The 16302-nt window shown below is 60.4% G+C and carries 17 protein-coding genes; 10 read left to right on the top strand and 7 right to left on the bottom strand.

Annotated elements, in window-relative coordinates; all coding sequences use genetic code 11:
- The first annotated feature begins 13 nt into the window (after positions 1–13).
- Positions 14–706, top strand: coding sequence for a sensor histidine kinase KdpD (locus GVL52_RS23385; protein ID WP_160011517.1), 693 nt, complete (start codon positions 14–16; stop codon positions 704–706).
- Between the two features lie 4 nt (positions 707–710).
- Here GVL52_RS23385 and GVL52_RS23380 read toward each other — a convergent pair whose 3' ends face one another.
- The 3 genes from GVL52_RS23380 to GVL52_RS23370 form a co-directional block, all read right to left on the bottom strand.
- Positions 711–1148, bottom strand: coding sequence for a response regulator (locus GVL52_RS23380; protein WP_160011515.1), 438 nt, complete (start codon positions 1146–1148; stop codon positions 711–713).
- Between the two features lie 14 nt (positions 1149–1162).
- A complete protein-coding gene (locus GVL52_RS23375; RefSeq protein ID WP_160011513.1) occupies positions 1163–1867 on the bottom strand; it encodes a helix-turn-helix transcriptional regulator in 705 nt (234 codons plus the stop codon).
- Between the two features lie 407 nt (positions 1868–2274).
- On the bottom strand, positions 2275–2643 hold the full coding sequence (locus GVL52_RS23370) for a response regulator (RefSeq protein WP_160011511.1): 369 nt from the start codon (positions 2641–2643) through the stop codon (positions 2275–2277).
- 188 nt (positions 2644–2831) lie between these two features.
- On the opposite strand from GVL52_RS23370, the gene GVL52_RS23365 reads away from it, so the two are divergent.
- From GVL52_RS23365 to GVL52_RS23335, 7 genes are all read left to right on the top strand, one after another.
- Positions 2832–4919, top strand: coding sequence for a PAS domain S-box protein (locus GVL52_RS23365; protein ID WP_160011509.1), 2088 nt, complete (start codon positions 2832–2834; stop codon positions 4917–4919).
- Complete coding sequence (locus GVL52_RS23360; RefSeq protein ID WP_160011507.1) at positions 4906–5331, top strand: response regulator; 426 nt, start codon at positions 4906–4908, stop codon at positions 5329–5331. Before GVL52_RS23365 ends, GVL52_RS23360 begins: the two co-directional genes overlap by 14 nt.
- 4 nt (positions 5332–5335) lie before the next feature.
- Positions 5336–6949 carry a response regulator gene (locus GVL52_RS23355; protein WP_160011505.1) on the top strand — a complete coding sequence of 538 codons (1614 nt, stop codon included), beginning with the start codon at positions 5336–5338 and terminating at the stop codon, positions 6947–6949.
- Positions 6950–7011: 62 nt separating this feature from the next.
- The gene (locus GVL52_RS23350; RefSeq protein WP_244619260.1) at positions 7012–8571 is read left to right on the top strand and encodes a VOC family protein; all 1560 of its coding nucleotides are present in this window, start codon (positions 7012–7014) and stop codon (positions 8569–8571) included.
- 618 nt (positions 8572–9189) lie between these two features.
- Positions 9190–10107 (top strand): glycosyltransferase family 2 protein, encoded by a 918-nt coding sequence (locus GVL52_RS23345; protein ID WP_160011503.1) that lies wholly within the window; start codon positions 9190–9192, stop codon positions 10105–10107.
- Positions 10108–10166: 59 nt separating this feature from the next.
- Complete coding sequence (locus tag GVL52_RS23340) at positions 10167–11657, top strand: lipopolysaccharide biosynthesis protein (RefSeq protein ID WP_160011501.1); 1491 nt, start codon at positions 10167–10169, stop codon at positions 11655–11657.
- Between the two features lie 49 nt (positions 11658–11706).
- Positions 11707–12729: a polysaccharide pyruvyl transferase family protein gene (locus GVL52_RS23335; RefSeq protein WP_160011499.1), complete on the top strand. Its 1023-nt coding sequence runs from the start codon at positions 11707–11709 to the stop codon at positions 12727–12729.
- A 6-nt stretch (positions 12730–12735) separates the two neighbouring features.
- Here GVL52_RS23335 and GVL52_RS23330 read toward each other — a convergent pair whose 3' ends face one another.
- A complete protein-coding gene (locus GVL52_RS23330) occupies positions 12736–13632 on the bottom strand; it encodes a DMT family transporter (protein WP_160011497.1) in 897 nt (298 codons plus the stop codon).
- A 153-nt stretch (positions 13633–13785) separates the two neighbouring features.
- Entirely contained in the window at positions 13786–14214 is a 429-nt protein-coding gene (locus tag GVL52_RS23325; protein ID WP_160011495.1) for an OsmC family protein, read from the bottom strand.
- A gap of 273 nt (positions 14215–14487) precedes the next feature.
- Between GVL52_RS23325 and GVL52_RS23320 the strand changes: the two genes are divergently transcribed.
- The gene (locus GVL52_RS23320) at positions 14488–14694 is read left to right on the top strand and encodes a hypothetical protein (protein ID WP_160011493.1); all 207 of its coding nucleotides are present in this window, start codon (positions 14488–14490) and stop codon (positions 14692–14694) included.
- A 497-nt stretch (positions 14695–15191) separates the two neighbouring features.
- The gene (locus GVL52_RS23310) at positions 15192–15440 is read left to right on the top strand and encodes a hypothetical protein (protein WP_160011491.1); all 249 of its coding nucleotides are present in this window, start codon (positions 15192–15194) and stop codon (positions 15438–15440) included.
- 19 nt (positions 15441–15459) lie between these two features.
- On the opposite strand, the gene GVL52_RS23305 is transcribed toward GVL52_RS23310, so the two are convergent.
- Both GVL52_RS23305 and GVL52_RS23300 read right to left on the bottom strand, forming a co-directional pair.
- Positions 15460–15693 (bottom strand): hypothetical protein, encoded by a 234-nt coding sequence (locus GVL52_RS23305; protein ID WP_160011489.1) that lies wholly within the window; start codon positions 15691–15693, stop codon positions 15460–15462.
- A 132-nt stretch (positions 15694–15825) separates the two neighbouring features.
- Positions 15826–16092, bottom strand: coding sequence for a hypothetical protein (locus GVL52_RS23300; protein WP_160011487.1), 267 nt, complete (start codon positions 16090–16092; stop codon positions 15826–15828).
- Between the last annotated feature and the right edge of the window lie 210 nt (positions 16093–16302).

The raw sequence follows: 16302 nt of genomic DNA, 5'->3' as shown, positions 1-16302 counted from the left end.
GGAGCATCGGACCATGCCATCATCGACGACAGAGACAGACGAAGCGCGGGTCAAGCGTTTCCTCGCCATCGCATCGCACGACCTGCAATCGCCGCTGCGACATATTGCGATGTATGCGGAAATCCTGCTCGACGATCTCGGCGACCGGCTCGATGAGGAGCATGTGGATTACCTGAAGACCATCCTCGCCAAGGCGCAAGCGGCGCAGGGGATGACGAAGGCGCTGGTCGGTTTCGCATCCGGTGCGCCGACACTGTCGATCGGCGACGTCGATGTTGGCCAGTTGGTCAGGGATATATGGGCCGAGCTCAGGAACGAGATCGAGGCACGCGATGCGACGATCGAGATCGACGTGCTGGCCAACGTCAGGAGCGATGCGACCCTGCTGCGGCTGGCTCTGAAAAACATCATCGCCAATGCGCTGGTGCATCGGGGCGCGGCAGCCCCACGCGTCCGGGTCGAGGCGGATACCCGTGGAGCGACCTGGACGGTGCTTGTCTCCGACAACGGCCCGGGTATCCCGAGCGAGCAGCAGGGCAATATCTTCACCGCTTTCTGGACGATGCAGCCCGATGGCGTTGCGAAGCGACCGGGGCTTGGGCTGACGGCATCGCGTGACCTGATTGCTGCGCTGGGCGGCTCGATCCGCCTCGAACGGTCGGACGAAAGCGGCAGCCAGTTCGCGGTCCAGCTACCGGTCCAGTAGTGCGTCAGACGTTGTAATCGTCTTTCCAGACGTCGGGCATGTCATAGCGGACATATTCACGGATGATGTGCTGCAGCGTCTCGACATCGATCTCGTCCTTGCCGATACGGAAGTCCACGCCATAGTCCTGGAACTGCTGGAAATATCCGTCCGACACATCCATCGAGACGATGCCGATCGGGCCGGTATAGCCGGCTGCGCGGAGCTTCGGAGCAGTCTGGCGAAAATCGTCGTTCGGCAGTAGCCGGTTGTCGAGCAGGATCAGGTCGAAAGATCCGGTGGCGAGCTTGGCCAGCGCATCGCTCACGGATTGCGCATACACCATATCTACCGGCGGATCGGTGAGCGTTGCGATCGTCTTCTTCAAGGATCGGAATTCGATGAATTCGTCGTCCACGAAGAGAAGCTTGACGGCATCGCGGCCGATCGCTGCCGCGCTCATTTCAGCCTGTCCGATCACGAGACCAACCCCATCCGCAGCGCCATCGCCACCATATGCACGCGGTTGACCGCACCGAGCTTCCTGACGGAAGAGGCGATGTGCGAATTGACGGTGTGTTCCGACAGGCCGAGGATGATGGCGATCTCCGCTGAGGTCTTGCCCTCGCTGGTCCAGCGAACGACTTCGTTCTCACGCTGGGTCAGGCGTCCGGACATTTCGTTGACGAGAATTTCCTCATAGAACTTGTCGAAGATCCGCATCGTGTCGAGCAGGATATCGGCGACCTCGCCCTGCGCCGGCTCCTGTCGCTTGCCGCTGAAGGCCACGCAGTAGCGCCGCCCCTCCGGCGTGAACAGCGGGATGAGCAGAAAGGCGTTTGCGTCGAACTCATTGAGCACGAGATCGGGCGGATAGTTCTGCAGGTTGCCGGCCCTGCCACTCAGGGGGGTGGCGAGGAACTGTATGGCCTTGGTCTTGATGAAGCCCAGCGCCCGGCTCATCGCGTAGATGAAGAAGCCGGCCTGGCGCTCGGCGACATTGGTGATGATGATGTCGCGGGCGCCAAAGGGCTGCGAGGCCTCGGAAATGCGGGCAAGCGCGAAGCTATCGAAAGCATAGTGGTGCGCTGCCGCCTTCAACAGGCGAAAGAAATCCGTCCGATTGATCGCCCGCCCGAGTTCAGGGCCAGCGTGAAATGGAAGTGCCACTGCGCCACTCATTCCGCATTCCTGCCTTTTGATACCAGCAAAGACGGTATCCCGACATTTGAGGATACACGCGCCAGACTGGTACAGTTAATAACAATGCGAAGACTGTCGAGAGACGAGATTGCAGAAGCCCGATCACGAAGTCGGCATGCAACACTTGCCCCGGTCCAACATCTTTGCGCATTCATGCCCCTAGCATGCGGAGAGCGGTGCCCTTGGGTATCGGAGAGAGTCGGCGGGCTTTCAGTCAATGGTTCGTCTGCGTTTGTTTCGGCAAACAAAAGTCAATCGGCTCTCTCGGCACTCCTCCCCAACCCTGTCAGTGTATATTTTGAGATGTAGCCAAAGTCGTGTCAATCAGACTTGCAACCCCTGCGTCAGAAATACCTAAATAAGCTGAACGCCTTTGATGGCTATTGTCAATCCTGGGTGAGAGCACTGAGACTGATGGGCTTTTCAACATATAGATCCGCCCCGGAGGCCAGCGCCCGTTCGCGATCTGCTTCGGCATCCGAGCCGGAACACACGGCGATTCGCAGTGACGCGAAGTGTCTATCAGAGCGCAAGCGCGCCACGAGTACCAGTCCGCTATCGAGGGGCATGTAGAGATCGACGATCAAAAGGTCCGGCAATGCCAAACCTTCTGCCTGGCGTGTGCGCAGCGCTTCGAAAGCTGCCTGGCTCGTCGAAAAGCAGGTCAGGTCGATATCGGCCTGCTGCTTCCTGCAGATATACTCGGCGTAAAACAGGTCGTCGCGGCTGTCGTCCACATAAAATACCGCCGCCATGACCGCCCTCTCCGATCCCACTGCAACTGAACGCTTCACGTCTGGACGAAGCCACAACCATCGCAACAGATGTATATTGAATAATTTCCAATTCTGGAAATAGTAACCGCGGGACCGGAGAACAACGCGTGGTGAAGCCGATCATTGGTCGAAGGACGAGTGCCCCCGGGCGCCAGGAACGGCATCGTTTGACCACAGTCGTCCTCGGCGGGCTCATCCTGCTGCTGGGGCTATCGATCTTCATCGCCTGGCTGCGGCAGGTCGAGCCGATCCTGACGGTGATGCACCTGTCGTCGGCCATGGCCATCAATACGTCCATCTGCTTTGCATTGACCGGGGCCGGCCTCATTTTCTCCGTGCGGAGAGGCGCTCGTGCACGTTTGGGCGCGTTCCTGCTGTTTTCCCTCGCGACCGTCATGAGCGGCATGCGCCTGCTCGAACTTGCGTCTGTCGGGCGACAGCATCAGGTCATGGAGCATTTTCTGGCCGGTATCTTTGTCGATACCGACTTTTTCGCACGGGTCGGCGGCGGCATGGCGCCGAACACGGCGGTGATCCTGTTCTTCTCCAACCTTTCGCTGGCGCTGACGCCGCCGGAGCAGAGAGGCAAGGCGCGGCTGTTCGAAGAACTGATCGGCTATGTCGTCAGCGGGCTCGGGATAGCCGCACTCGCTGGCTACGCGGTGCACGCCGAACATATTTACCGATGGGGACCGAATATCGGGATGGCGATCCACACGGCCGCGGGTGCGCTGTTGCTCGGATCTGCCATGCTCGTGCGCTCCTGGTGGCTGCAGCCGGAAAATCATGGTGGCATGCCGGTGTGGCTACCGGCCACGATCTGCCTCGTCGGGCTTCTCGTCGATCTCTATACGCCGCTTGGCGTGGCAAACGGCATGCTCTACCTGCCGCTGGTTCTGACCTCGCTCTGGTTCAGCAGCCGGACAGCGCCGTTCAGCCTGGCACTGGTCTGCTCGGTGCTGATCCTGCTTGGATTTTTCGCCATCGATCGGGACGGCGCGCATTATGATTATGAGGCCGCGAACCGGGCGATAACAGTTGCCACGCTCTGGCTGGTGGCGGTTTTCGTGTTCTATTTCCACCGGAAAAGCGACAGTCTGGACGCCGAGCGCATCCGCTTCGACACGGTCACCCGCTACACGCCGAATGCGATCATCGCCATCGATCCGGATGGCAACATTTCGCTGTTCAATCCGGCGGCCGAGGACATGTTCGGCTACACGGCCGGCGAAGCAATCGGCCAGCATGTGCACATCCTCTTGCCGGAAGCCCATCACCCTGGGCTCGACCGCTACATCGAAGACTATCTGCGCGCCGGCGCACGGCACACCACGGGAACGACCAGCACGATCTCGGGATTGCGCAGGCATGGTGAGGAGTTTCCGCTCGATGTGTCGCTGAGCGCCTTCACAACAGGGCCAGCCGTGACCTTTGTCGCCATCCTCAGGGATATCAGCCTGCGGGTGGCGCAGGAGCAGCAGTTGCGGACGATGCTTGGCCAGCTTCAGGCCTACACCGATGATCTGGAGCGCAGCAATACCGATCTCGACGAGTTCGCGTATATTGCCTCGCATGACCTGAAGGAGCCGTTGCGCGGCATGCACAATCACTCGCGCTTCCTGCTGGAAGACTACGAAAAGGTGCTCGACGAGGATGGCGTCAGGCGCCTCAACCGCATCGTCAAGCTCAGTCAGCGGATGGAGAAGCTGGTCAACGACCTGCTCTATTTCTCGCGGATCGGGCGCCAGCAGCTGGCGATCAAGCGCACCGATGTCCATGCCGTGGTCAAGGACGTGGTCTCGACGATGGAGCTCTACCTGGAGGAACGGCAGGCGAAGGTGCTTGTCGAGGGGCCGCTGCCGGAGGTGGTCTGCGATCAGCTGCGGCTGACGGAGGTGTACCGCAACCTGATCACCAATGCCGTCAAATACAATGACAAGCCCGAACCGGTCGTGACGATCGGCCATGTCGCCAGGCTTGGCAGCGAAAGCGGCAGCCCGGTGCGGGACGTCTACTTCGTTCGCGACAATGGCAAGGGCATTCCAAAAGAGTTTCACGAGGACATCTTCCGTATCTTCAAGCGGCTCGAAAAGCCCCAGGACACGGATGATGGCACGGGTGCCGGCCTGACATTCGTGCGCAAGATCATCGGCCGCCATGACGGCGATGTCTGGCTCGAGTCCGAGATCGGCCAGGGCACCACTTTCTATTTTACATTGGGTCACAAGCGCGAGGGCCAACATGCCGCAACGTGAATCACAGCCGATCCTGATCGTCGAAGACAGCGAGGACGATTTCGAAGCGACGATCCGCGCCTTCAAGCGCGCCAACCTGAAGAACCCGGTGCAGTGGGCACCGTCCGGCCAGGAGGCGCTTGATATGCTCGCCACGATGGAGACGCGGCCGGGCCTGATCCTGCTCGACCTCAACATGCCGGGGCTGGACGGGCGCAAGACGCTGGAAATGATCAAGTCCAATCCGACCTGGCGCAAGATCCCGGTGGTGATCCTGACCACTTCGGACGACGAGCGCGACATCGAGGGCTGCTATGCGCTGGGCGCCAATACCTATGTGCAGAAACCGGTCGATCTCGACGGCCTGTTTGCGGCGATCCAGCGGCTGAAGGAATACTGGTTCGAGATCGCCATTCTGCCGCTGGAAGGGTGAAGCCATGCCGGAGGGCAGCGCTGTCCTGATCATCGACGACAATATCGACGACCGCGAGGTCTACCGGCGGATGCTGTCGCGGGTGCCGGGCGCAAGCTACGCGGTGTTCGAGGCGGAGACCGGCGAGGAGGGCCTTGCGCTCCATGCGCGGAAGCGGCCCGACTGCGTGTTGCTCGACTACTCGCTGCCCGGCCGCGACGGCGTCGGCGTGCTCGAGGAGATCCTGAAGCTCGATCCTTCGGCCAATGTGATCATGCTGACCGGCCAGGGCAGCGAGACGATTGCCGTCGAGGTGATGAAGGGCGGTGCGCGCGATTATCTGACCAAGGATACGCTGTCGCCGGAAACGCTGCACCGCTGCATCCAGAGCGCCGTCATGCATGGCGACCTGGCGACCAGGCTTGAGCAGAAGCAGCAGTCGCTGGAGATCTTTACCCGCGCCATGGCGCATGACCTGAAGGAGCCGCTGAGGACGATCAAGTCGTTCAGCAAGCTGCTGCAGGCGTCGCCTTCGCTCGGCGGTGAAGATCACGATCTGCTCGACTATGTGCTGAGCGCCGCAGACCACATGGAGGATCTGATCGTCAAGGTGTCGGGCTTTTCGAAGCTCGAGGCCTCCGGTGATCTGGAGGTAAAGCCAGTCTCGCTGTCCGCGGTGATCGACCAGGTGGAGCGCAATCTGCGCGAACAGATCGACAGCCGGCGCGCCGAGATCAAGCGTGGCGCATTGCCGGACGTCATGGGTGACGGGACGCTGTTGGTGCAGCTGCTACAGAATGTGGTTTCCAATGCGATCAAATACTGCGAGGCCGAGGTTCCTGAGGTACGGATTTCGACACTCGGCAACGGTCCGCTCTGCCGGATTGCGGTCAGTGACAACGGGCCGGGTATCGCGCCCGATCATCGCGACCTGATCTTTCAACCCTTCAAGCGGCTGGTCGGCCGCGGCATCGAGGGGACGGGGCTGGGGCTGGCAATCTGTCGGCGCATCGCGCAGCTGCATGGCGGCGCCATCTGGTGCGAGGACGCAGAGGATGGCGGCACGACATTCATCGTGGAACTGCCGCTGGCGCTGCCTGCCGCCGCCGAGACGGCTGTTGACGCGCTGAACCCGCAGCGAGCCGAGCAGCGGACAGACGGGATCGGCCGCGTGGCGGAGGTTCTGCTGGTGGAAGACAGCCCCGCCGATGTGCAGCTTTTGAAGATAAAGCTGATGAAGCGGGAGAAGGTCAGTTTCAACCTGCACATCGCGACCAACGGGCAAGAGGCGATGCGGCTTCTCGAAGAGCGAGCGAGCGATGGTCACGATCCTTTGATCGATCTCATGTTGCTCGATATCAACATGCCGATCATGGACGGATTCGAGGTGCTCGGCGCACTTTCGGCAGACACGCGGCTGAGCCGGATTCCGGTCTGTATCCTCAGCACATCAAGCGATGAGGACGACATGCAGCGCGCCAAGGCGCTGGGTGCGCGCGCCTATATGATCAAGCCACCGACGCTGCAGCAATTGCAGCTGGCGCTGGAAGATCTTGGGACTTTGGATTTGCAGCCTTGCGGAGATGCCCTAATTCTTTATGCAGAGCAAACAAGGCACCCAGCAAACGCAATGATATGACAGTTATACTCACCCTCATCTCCGCGCTCCTTCTGTCCCCCATGCAATCCGGGCTTCCCTCTATGGTATCTGGCATCCACCACATCACGCTTCTGACCCGCAAGGTGCAGGCGAATGTCGATTTCTACGCGGGCTTTCTCGGCATGCGACTGGTGAAGCAGACGGCAGGCTTCGAGGACGCTACGCAGCTGCATCTGTTCTACGGCGATGCGGAAGGCACACCCGGCTCTCTCGTGACGTTCCTTGTCTGGGAAGATGGCGCGGCCGGAAGGGCCGGCTTCGGGCAACTCAGCGAACTCGGGCTGGCGATCGACCCGTCGAGCATCGGCTACTGGCTGACGCGGGCAATGAGCTTCGGTATCCGCACCGAAGGGCCGGCCGATGAATTCGGCGAGCCGGTGCTGCGGCTGAAAGACCCCGACAATATCATCGTCAAGCTGGCCGGTACCCCGAGGCTGAAATCTCCCGCGGTTTGGGACAAGGCCGGCGTGCCGGTGGAGCATGCCGTCCAGCGGGTGCGCGGGGCGACCATGCTGACCGAAAAGCCGGACGAAAGCCGCAGCTTCGTCGAGAGCCATTTCGGCTACCGCTTCCAGGAAAGCCGCGGCAACATCGACCGTCTGGTTTCGCAGTCCGGCGACATCATCGACGTCAGGAACGCCAAGGGCTTCTGGTCCGGCGCGCCGGGAACCGGCACTTTCGACCACGTGGCATTCCGCGCGGCCGATGACGAAGCATTGGCCGGTGTCCACAAAAAGCTAGAGGATGAAGGGGCGTCCGAAGCCGACATCAACGTGCATGACCGCAAGTATTTCCGCTCGCTCTATGTGCGCGAGCCGGGTGGCTCGTTGATCGAGCTGGCGACGGACAAACCCGGCATGATGGTGGACGAGCCGTTGGAGACGCTGGGCGAAAAGCTGTTCGTGCCGAAGGACCCGATCACCGACCTCAAGGACCTGAAGGTGGTGCTGCCGCAGTTTTCGATGCCCGGCGAGCCGCGCGTCAACTATCGCGACCTGCCCTTCGTGCACCGCTTCTACACGCCGCCGGACCCCGACGGCACCGTTCTGGTGCTGCTGCATGGTTCGGGCGGCAACGAGACGACGCTGATGCCGCTGCTGCACAAGGTGGCGCCGCGCGCGACGCTGCTCGGCGTGCGCGGGCGGGCGACGGAGGAAGGCATTCCGCGCTGGTACAAGCGGATCACGCCATTCTCCTTCGACCAGCAGGACATCAAGAGCGAGGCGGAAGCCTTCGCCGCCTTCATCGACGGGGCGGTGAAATCATACGGGCTGGACCCGAAAAAACTCGTCTATGTCGGCTATTCGAACGGCGCCAATCTTCTGAACTCGCTGCTCTATCTTCACCCGAACCTGGTCCATAAGGCGGTTCTGCTGCGCTCCATGCCGGTCCTCAGCGACTACCCGCATGCCGACCTCAAGGGTACCGACCTGCTGGTCATCAGCGGCAAGACGGATGCCTATGGCAAATATGCCAGCGACCTGGAAACACGCCTGAAGAGCTCCGGTGCAACGGTTGATTCGAGCATCATCCCGACCGGCCACATGCTTGGCGATGACGATGTGCCGGTCATCCAGAAGTGGTTGACGCAAGAGGAATAGGTCGCGGGTAGCAACTGCGTGCGGCCACATAGTCTAATTCAAGGTTGCTGGCGCGCCGTTCAGCATCAGCGTCTGCTGTTTGCGCGCATCCACATCCCTTGGTGGAATTCTGAAATATTTACTCGGCTTCGGCGCATTCCTTAAAGTCAGACTGGAAGGATAGTTTACCGAGACTGCGTTACATCAGATATTACCGCCGGCGATATTTGCAGAGCCACGCTACTCTTCTCTGTTTGCGGCGACGGTTTCGCATGTGCGAAGAAGCGCACGGGACGTGCGACGCGTCATAGATAGTAAGCCCCTTGCTTTTATGGAATTTCGTCTATTCAAATGCATGCTACACGAAGATTTTCAGCGGAAAAGCGCAGCAACGAACCAATATAAGAATCCATTTAATATTAAAAGAACACGAATTATTACAATTACTATTCTTCTATTCAGAAATATCTCGGCATTAATATCAACCCCTGACGATTAATAATATATCAGCAAGAAATCACCACATTGTTTTGGTTTTTCGGCAAACTGTATTGGTTTGCTGCAATGCAAAATGTTTCTTGCCGAGCCTGGGGGAGCGCCCTACCCTTCCCTCGACTTCGACTGCAGAAGGGAAAATGAATGCCTCCTCAGCCCGTGGACATCAGCCTGATCATTTCATCGCGAAATCGGGCATATGGACTGACGAACTGCCTGGATGCTGTTTCGAACGCTGCGCGGCAGGCGAATTATCTGCGGCTGGAACTTGTCTTCGTCGACAATGGTTCCACCGACAACACCTCCGATATCGTCCGCGAATGGGCGAAGAACGCGCCGATCAGCACCAATCTCGTCTATGAAGCAAAGCCTGGGCTGGCGGTTGCGCGCAATAGCGGCATGACGGCAGCCAAGGGCAAGATCCTGGCCTTCACCGACGACGATTGCGAGGTCTTTCCCGATTATTTCACCGTGCTCGCCGCGCTCTTTTCTGCCGATAAAGAGCCGGTCATGCGTGGCGGCCGGATCGAGCTCGGCGACGCGCGCGATCTGCCGGTAACGATCAAGACCGAACTCGAGCCTGCGGTGCTGACGAGCGAGTTGCATACCGGCGGGTTCATTCACGGCGCCAACATGGCATTCCCCCGTGCGCTCGTCGACAAGGTTGGACTGTTCGATTCACGCTTCGGCGCAGGCTCGCCGTTCCGCTCCGGCGAGGACACCGACTATGTGCACCGCGCCTTCAATGCCGGCATTCGGGTCGAGTATCTTCCGGAATTTGCGGTCAAGCACTTCCATGGCCGCCGTGAACTCGGCGACGTGAAGAAGCTGCAGAGCGGCTATGCCTTCGGCAACGGCGCACTCTACGCCAAGTATCTGTTCGACCGCCGCTCCAACATGCGCGGCATGTTGCGCTGGGATATCCGCCAGGCGGTGCTGGAAGCGATCGGCCGCCGCAAGCTCAGCGACGAACTCGGACTGACCTATCGCAGCCAGTTGCGTGACAATTTCACCGGCATGGTCGCCTATTGGCGCGGCCAGAAGACGGGGCGAGCCGCCTAGGCGGTCTCATTGCCACCGAAGCTCCCGCGCCTGTGCGCGTCTATTCGATTGGATACTGAATGCCAGATACGGCAATTGCCCACGCCGAACTGAAGAAGAAGACCGCGCTTTCCGTGCTGTGGTCGGTCGTTCGCGTTGCGTGGAGTACGATTGCGACCTTCGTGATCTTCGTCATTCTCGCCCGCATACTCGGTCCGGGCGATTTCGGCACATTTGCGCTGGCCAGCCTGTTTGTCGAGATCGGCCGGGTTCTGGCCTATGCCGGCCTTGGCGACGCCGTGACCCGCCAGCTCGACCTCGACGAGGAACTGGCCGATACCGCCTTCTGGGCGACGATTGCGTTCAGCGGCATCGTGGCTGCCGTCGTCTTCGTGTTTGCGCCCTACTATGGTGAGCTGGTCCGCGATCCCAAGGTCTCCGAGATCCTGCGCTGGCTGGCACCGCTGCTGCCGGTGTCGTCGCTTGCCGTCATCCATAATGCCCGCCTGGCCCGTGAATTCGGCCACAAGAACCTCGCGGCCCAGGCGATTGCGGCCAGCCTGCTGTCGGGCGTCACCGCCGTCGCCTGCGCCTTCATGGGCTGGGGCGTGTGGGCGCTGGTGGCGCAGACCGCCGTCAATGCCATCGCCACCGTCCTGCTCGGCTGGGTCGCCTATCCGTGGATGCCGCGGTTCCGCTTCAACATCCCGCTGTTCCGTTCGGTGTTCCTGTTCAGCATCAGCCTTGTGGTAACGCAGCTGATGTGGATGCTCTTGGCCCGCGTCCAGGATATCTTCATCTCGCGCTGGTATGGCCCGGTCGAAGTCGGCCGCTATCGGATTGCCTGGCGGCTGATCGAGCTGATCGGACAGGCGGTGCTGGCGCCGATCGGCAGCGTCGCACTGGTGACGCTGTCACGGCTGCAGAACGACCGCATCGCCTTCCGCAATGCCTATAACAAGATCGTCGGGGCGGCAGCACTCGGCACCATCCCGCTGCTGTTCGGTTTCGGCGCCTTGTCGAACGACATGATCGCGCTGCTGTTCGGCGACAAGTGGGGCAATGCCGGCGATATCGCCACGGTTCTGGTGCTGATGTCGGTGCCGTTCGTGATGAACTTCTTCGCCTCGTCGGCGCTGTCTGCCGTCAACCGGGCGGAATCGATCCTCTCGGTGGCCGCAGTGCAGCTTGCCGCGACGCTTGTGCTGACCTGGCTGCTGGTGCCTTACGGCGTCGTTGCCGTCGCAGCCGGCTACACGCTGCGCGCCTGGCTGACGCTGCCCTACCAGCAATATGTCCTGTCGCGCTATGCCAATATCGATGCCAAGAGCACGATGAAGGCGGTGGCACTGCCGCTCTGCGGCTCGCTGCTGATGGCGGCGTGCGTCTGGTTCGCTCATCCCGTGATCGTCGAGCATATCCAAAACCGCTGGCTGGCGCTTGGGCTAAGCATCGGGCTTGGCGCGGTGGTCTACCTCGCCTTCCTGCCGATCTTCGGCCGTTCGGTCATCCGGCCTTACATCGCTCTGGCGATGTCGCTCAATCCGTTTCGCAAACAGGCGCAGGCATAAGCCTGCGCATCAGTCCCGGACCTCTTGTCCCTAAAACAAGGAGCCTTCAATGGAATCCAATCTGACGATCATCAATCGCCTTCAGGGCGTGATCGAAAAAAACCTGTCCGACGTGTTCGACCCTGCAGAACGCTACGCGCTGCTGGACTTTCCCAACCACTACAATATCGGCGACAGCGCCATCTGGCTGGGTGAGCTTGCCTATTTCGACAAGAAGCGCTCGCGCCCGGCCTATGTGACCGAAATTCCGACCTTCGACGAAGAGCGGATGCTGGGCGCCATCGGCGACGGCCGGATCTTCCTGCATGGCGGCGGCAACTTCGGCGATATCTGGGCCGGATACCGCCAGTTCCGCGAGGGCATGCTGGAGCGCCACAAGGGACGGCCGATCGTGCAGTTGGCGCAGACGATCCACTTCAAGGACCAGGAGAACGTCGACAGCACCGCACGCGCCATCGAAAAGCATGGCCAGTTCACGCTGCTGGTGCGCGACAAGAAGAGCCTTGCCTTTGCGCAGCGCTGGTTCCAGTGCGAGACGCGCCTTTGCCCCGACATGGCGTTCTGCATCGGCCCGGTTGCCAAGCCGGTGCCGCAGCACGAGTTGCTGCTGAACCTGCGCGAAGACCAGGAAGTGGGCACGCCGCAGGATCTGACGGCAGCGACGCTGCGCCCAGGCACGGTGAAGTCCGACTGGCCGGATGAGCCCGCCGACTTCCAGAAGCAGACCAAGCATGCCGCCATTCTGAAGGGCTTGATGAGCGGCAAGATCGGCGGTCGCGCCCGGATGACCGAGCTTGCCTATCGCGAGCGCGCCCAGCAGCGTTTCGACCGCGGCGTGGCTTTGCTCGGCTCGGCCCGGCAGGTGATCACCGACCGTATGCACGGCCATATCATGTGCATACTGATCGGCGCCGATCATTGCGTGCTCGACAATAGCTACGGCAAGACCAGCAGCTTCATCGAAGCCTGGAACACCTGCAACACTGATAGGGCTGAACTGGCTGGCACCGTCGATGAGGCACTGGCGCTGCTCGACGCGCGCCGCGTCCAGAAGCAGGCTGCCGTCGCCTGATCACGATCAGCCTCGCCGGGATATCATGATCCCGGCGAGCACCACCAGGCCGCCAACGGCCTGCATCGGGCCGAGCGGCTCGCTGAGCAGGATCCAGGCGAGGATTGCGGCCACCACCGGCTGCAGCAGCAGCGTCAATGACGAGAAGGCGGCCGGTAGGTAGGCGAGCGCATAGGTGATCGCCACCTGGCCGCTGGCATGGCTGATGAACGCCAGGCCGAAGACCATGGCCCAGCCATGGGCCGTCGTCGGCAGCAGATGCTCCTCCAGGAAAAACCCGAACGGGAACAGGCAGACCGCGGCCGAGGCCGTGCTCCAGAGCATGATGCGAACGGTATCGAAACGGCTGCGGAGTTTGCCGATCGCCAGAATATAGAGCGCATAGGAGACCGCTGCGAGGATGGCGCCGCCATCACCGCGCAGGTCGCCCTGACCGAGTGACGCGGGCCCGCCCTTGAGGATGATGACACCGGCCACCGCCAGCGCCAGACCGATGACGAAAATGCGGGTGACGGCAGCGCCGAGAAACAGCACGCCAATTGCCGTGACGAAGACCGGCGCCAGATTGGCAAGCAGCGTCGCATTGGCAACGGAGGTGATGGTGATCGAGAGGTGCCAGGTGATCAGATCCGCCGCCAGGATGATACCCGGCAGAATGAGCATGCCGCAATCCGACCATGTCTGCGGCTTGGCGCCGGTGTCCCCGCCCTTGATCAGCGAGACGATGAAGATCGGGATGAGGGCAAGCGCCACGCGCCAGAAGCCCGTCGCCATCGGGCCGACTTCCGACAGCCGCACGAAGATCGGCGATCCGCCGATGGCGGCACCGCCAAGAATGAGCGCGACAAGGGCAAACCTGTTGGAGGGAGCCGACTGCGGGAGCGCGGAGGAGACTGGCGACATGGTTTCCGGTGCTTGCTGCTGCGCGTCGGTGGAACAACGCCATCTTGACTGGCGATTAGCAGAATCAGGGCGCTGGCAATAGCCAGGGAACGACAACCGCGGTCAAAACCGGCGATGTCGTCGTTTGCCGCGGTCATCAATCGAGGCGAACGATTAGCCGGAGATGACGGTGGAAAATTCGGGATTGCCGCGGATGGTGTTGCTCACCGTGCATATCTCGTCTTCTGCGGCATGGGCGATCTTCCGACGGGTCTCCTCGTCGATATCGCCCTTGATCGAGAAGGCGATGTTGAAGGTCTTGACCCGCGATACACCCTCGGTCGCCTTCTCTCCGGTGACGTCGGCCTTGAGTTCGGTGATGCGATCGAGAACGCCGAGCTGGCTTGCGGCCATGCGGGCACTCAGAACAAGGCAGGCCGACAGCGACGAATAAAGCAGATCGAGCGGATTGAAGCCCGGCTGCGATGGACCGGTGACGATGTCGATCTCGCCCTGCGTGGCCGAGGTGACATGCGGAAAGCCGGTGCGGCCGAGTGTAGCGCTTGCACCAACAGGGCGGGTGCGAACTTTCAGATCGGCCATTGCTTGTTCCTCGATGAATGATGCCGATTGTTAGATAGGAGCTTCAGAGGCATGGCGCAACGCAGTTTCGCCATGTTTCGCAATCGCAAACCGGGATCGAACGCAGCCGCTCAAATGCGGCCAGATCTGAGGATTCCCAGGCGATTCGGCAATCATGGAATGGTCAAACGTCAAGCTCAGTTTCCCATCCCTATTTTTGGGGATAGCCCCGGGCTGGCTTGAGGAGGCAATATGTTACCGCACTAAAACAGAAATAACTCATCGGAGTTGTCCATGCGGGAACTTGAGACTGTTGCGGTTGCCCCCAACGTCGTGTTCGACACGGTGCCGTTCGGTTACGTTCGAAAAGTCTATGTCGACGAGGAGGCCTGCTGGGGCCTTTTCGATTCCGACGGCGACGTGATCTTTGTTGGCGATGCTGCGATCGACTGCCACTCATACGCCTATAACGAGCGCATTCGCATTCAGGTCATTCACTAGACCTATCGACTGGCTCCCATTGCCCAAGAATGAGCGCCAGAAATACGAGACATGACCGACAGATAATCGTTCAGCGACAGGACGGCAGCGACGGCTTCGCGGCCACCTGCCCGGCGGAAAAAATGATGACGGCGAACATCAGCACGCCGACGACGGTGATGATCGACGTGATCGCGATGTTCAGGCCCATTTTCAGGGCCATTCCGATACCGATGATCAGGGATATGATTGCTGCCTTGACGTATAGATCAGCAATGCGAGGCAGATGAAATCTCTCCAAAGCAGCAAATGCAGTATTATCACTGCATCAGGATCGTGAGATAGGCCTGCCCGGCCATTCTTGCCGGACAGGGTGCGGACATTCGCTGGTCCATTCAACGTTCTGCAAGGCGATCCGACGATCACTTCGGCATCTCTATTCCAACAGGTCTTAATCAGCACTTTGTTAAAGCCTATGATGCACCATGGCTTCTTCAGCCGATTTGCGGAGCACTGGGATGCGGGAGATCTACAGACCGTTTGTTGCCGGCGACGATCCCGACAGGGACTTGCGCTGCCAGGATGCAATGCAATTCGCATTCGACGATCTGGCGCGCGCCTCGGTTGCCGCCGGCTGGAGCGAGCGCGAAAGCCTTGAGGCAATGATCGGCCTGGCGGAGGAGCGGTTGCGCCTGATGGGCGCCAACGACGACTCCAAGGCGCTTCTCGACGTGCTGAAGAAGATGCTACAAGCGCCGGCAGCCTGAACCCGCAGGGCGCTGGGTGTTACGCCGACTTCGCCAGCGGCGCATCGACGCCGTCTGCCAGGATCTGCGCCTGGACAACCGAGGTGTCGTGAGAGGCCATCAGCAACAGGCACAAGGCCACCGCACGCGGGACGTCATGCTCGCCGGACGCCCACCGGCGGCTGGTAATCTGATCGACACCAAAGAGCTTTTCCACGCCAGCAGTGGTCAAACCCAGGACCGCTAAAGCGGCTCTGTATTCCAACGCCTTCATGTTTGCTGTTCCCGGCGCGCTTTGCGCGCACTTATCTTTCGGTGCGGCCTACTCTAGTTTCGACTTATTTTAACGATGCAACATAGCCGACATCTACCAGTCCATCTGCGACGTCACGGCTGCGTCACGCCCTCAATGGACGGAGGGTTCCTCGTCTTCGACGAAGCTGCGGATGCCGTCGCGCTCGACAGTGGCGAGAAACTCGTCGAAAGCCTCGCGGTCGGTTTCGAAGCCTTCTTCCCATTCGATGAGGTCTTCATCCTGGGTAACGACTTCCATCTTCCAATCGCCATTCGTGCCTTCCGGCCGGAAGATATCGACCAGCACGGTGATGCCATCATCGGTGAATTCGCCGGCGAGTTCGGAATGCTCGAGCTTCGGTTCTTTGGTCTTTGCCATGGTGTTTGCTTTTCTCAGTGATCGCCGCGATATCGCGTTGCTGTATCAGCAGGCACTTCCTGCACAAACAAAAAATACAGAGATGGCTCGGGAAATCTGCACATTGGGGATAAGTGGAATTTCTGCCTGACTTCGGCTTAGATGCCGGGAACAGGAGATACCATGACGAGACGACCGCGCCGGAACCATAGCCCGGCTTTCAAGGCGAAG

The organism is Rhizobium sp. 18055 (assembly GCF_902706285.1).
In the GTDB taxonomy this organism is placed as follows: domain Bacteria; phylum Pseudomonadota; class Alphaproteobacteria; order Rhizobiales; family Rhizobiaceae; genus Rhizobium.
Note: the sequence above shows the minus strand (reverse complement) of the source record. Positions and strands in the feature narration are given on the sequence as shown.

Coding starts and splice junctions, on each gene's coding strand:
- GVL52_RS23385 (WP_160011517.1), top strand. CDS start 14: ATGCCATCATCGACGACAGAGACAGACGAAGCGCGGGTCAAGCGTTTC.
- GVL52_RS23380 (WP_160011515.1), bottom strand. CDS start 1,148: ATGAGCGCGGCAGCGATCGGCCGCGATGCCGTCAAGCTTCTCTTCGTG.
- GVL52_RS23375 (WP_160011513.1), bottom strand. CDS start 1,867: ATGAGTGGCGCAGTGGCACTTCCATTTCACGCTGGCCCTGAACTCGGG.
- GVL52_RS23370 (WP_160011511.1), bottom strand. CDS start 2,643: ATGGCGGCGGTATTTTATGTGGACGACAGCCGCGACGACCTGTTTTAC.
- GVL52_RS23360 (WP_160011507.1), top strand. CDS start 4,906: ATGCCGCAACGTGAATCACAGCCGATCCTGATCGTCGAAGACAGCGAG.
- GVL52_RS23355 (WP_160011505.1), top strand. CDS start 5,336: ATGCCGGAGGGCAGCGCTGTCCTGATCATCGACGACAATATCGACGAC.
- GVL52_RS23350 (WP_244619260.1), top strand. CDS start 7,012: ATGGTATCTGGCATCCACCACATCACGCTTCTGACCCGCAAGGTGCAG.
- GVL52_RS23345 (WP_160011503.1), top strand. CDS start 9,190: ATGCCTCCTCAGCCCGTGGACATCAGCCTGATCATTTCATCGCGAAAT.
- GVL52_RS23340 (WP_160011501.1), top strand. CDS start 10,167: ATGCCAGATACGGCAATTGCCCACGCCGAACTGAAGAAGAAGACCGCG.
- GVL52_RS23335 (WP_160011499.1), top strand. CDS start 11,707: ATGGAATCCAATCTGACGATCATCAATCGCCTTCAGGGCGTGATCGAA.
- GVL52_RS23330 (WP_160011497.1), bottom strand. CDS start 13,632: ATGTCGCCAGTCTCCTCCGCGCTCCCGCAGTCGGCTCCCTCCAACAGG.
- GVL52_RS23325 (WP_160011495.1), bottom strand. CDS start 14,214: ATGGCCGATCTGAAAGTTCGCACCCGCCCTGTTGGTGCAAGCGCTACA.
- GVL52_RS23320 (WP_160011493.1), top strand. CDS start 14,488: ATGCGGGAACTTGAGACTGTTGCGGTTGCCCCCAACGTCGTGTTCGAC.
- GVL52_RS23310 (WP_160011491.1), top strand. CDS start 15,192: ATGCGGGAGATCTACAGACCGTTTGTTGCCGGCGACGATCCCGACAGG.
- GVL52_RS23305 (WP_160011489.1), bottom strand. CDS start 15,693: ATGAAGGCGTTGGAATACAGAGCCGCTTTAGCGGTCCTGGGTTTGACC.
- GVL52_RS23300 (WP_160011487.1), bottom strand. CDS start 16,092: ATGGCAAAGACCAAAGAACCGAAGCTCGAGCATTCCGAACTCGCCGGC.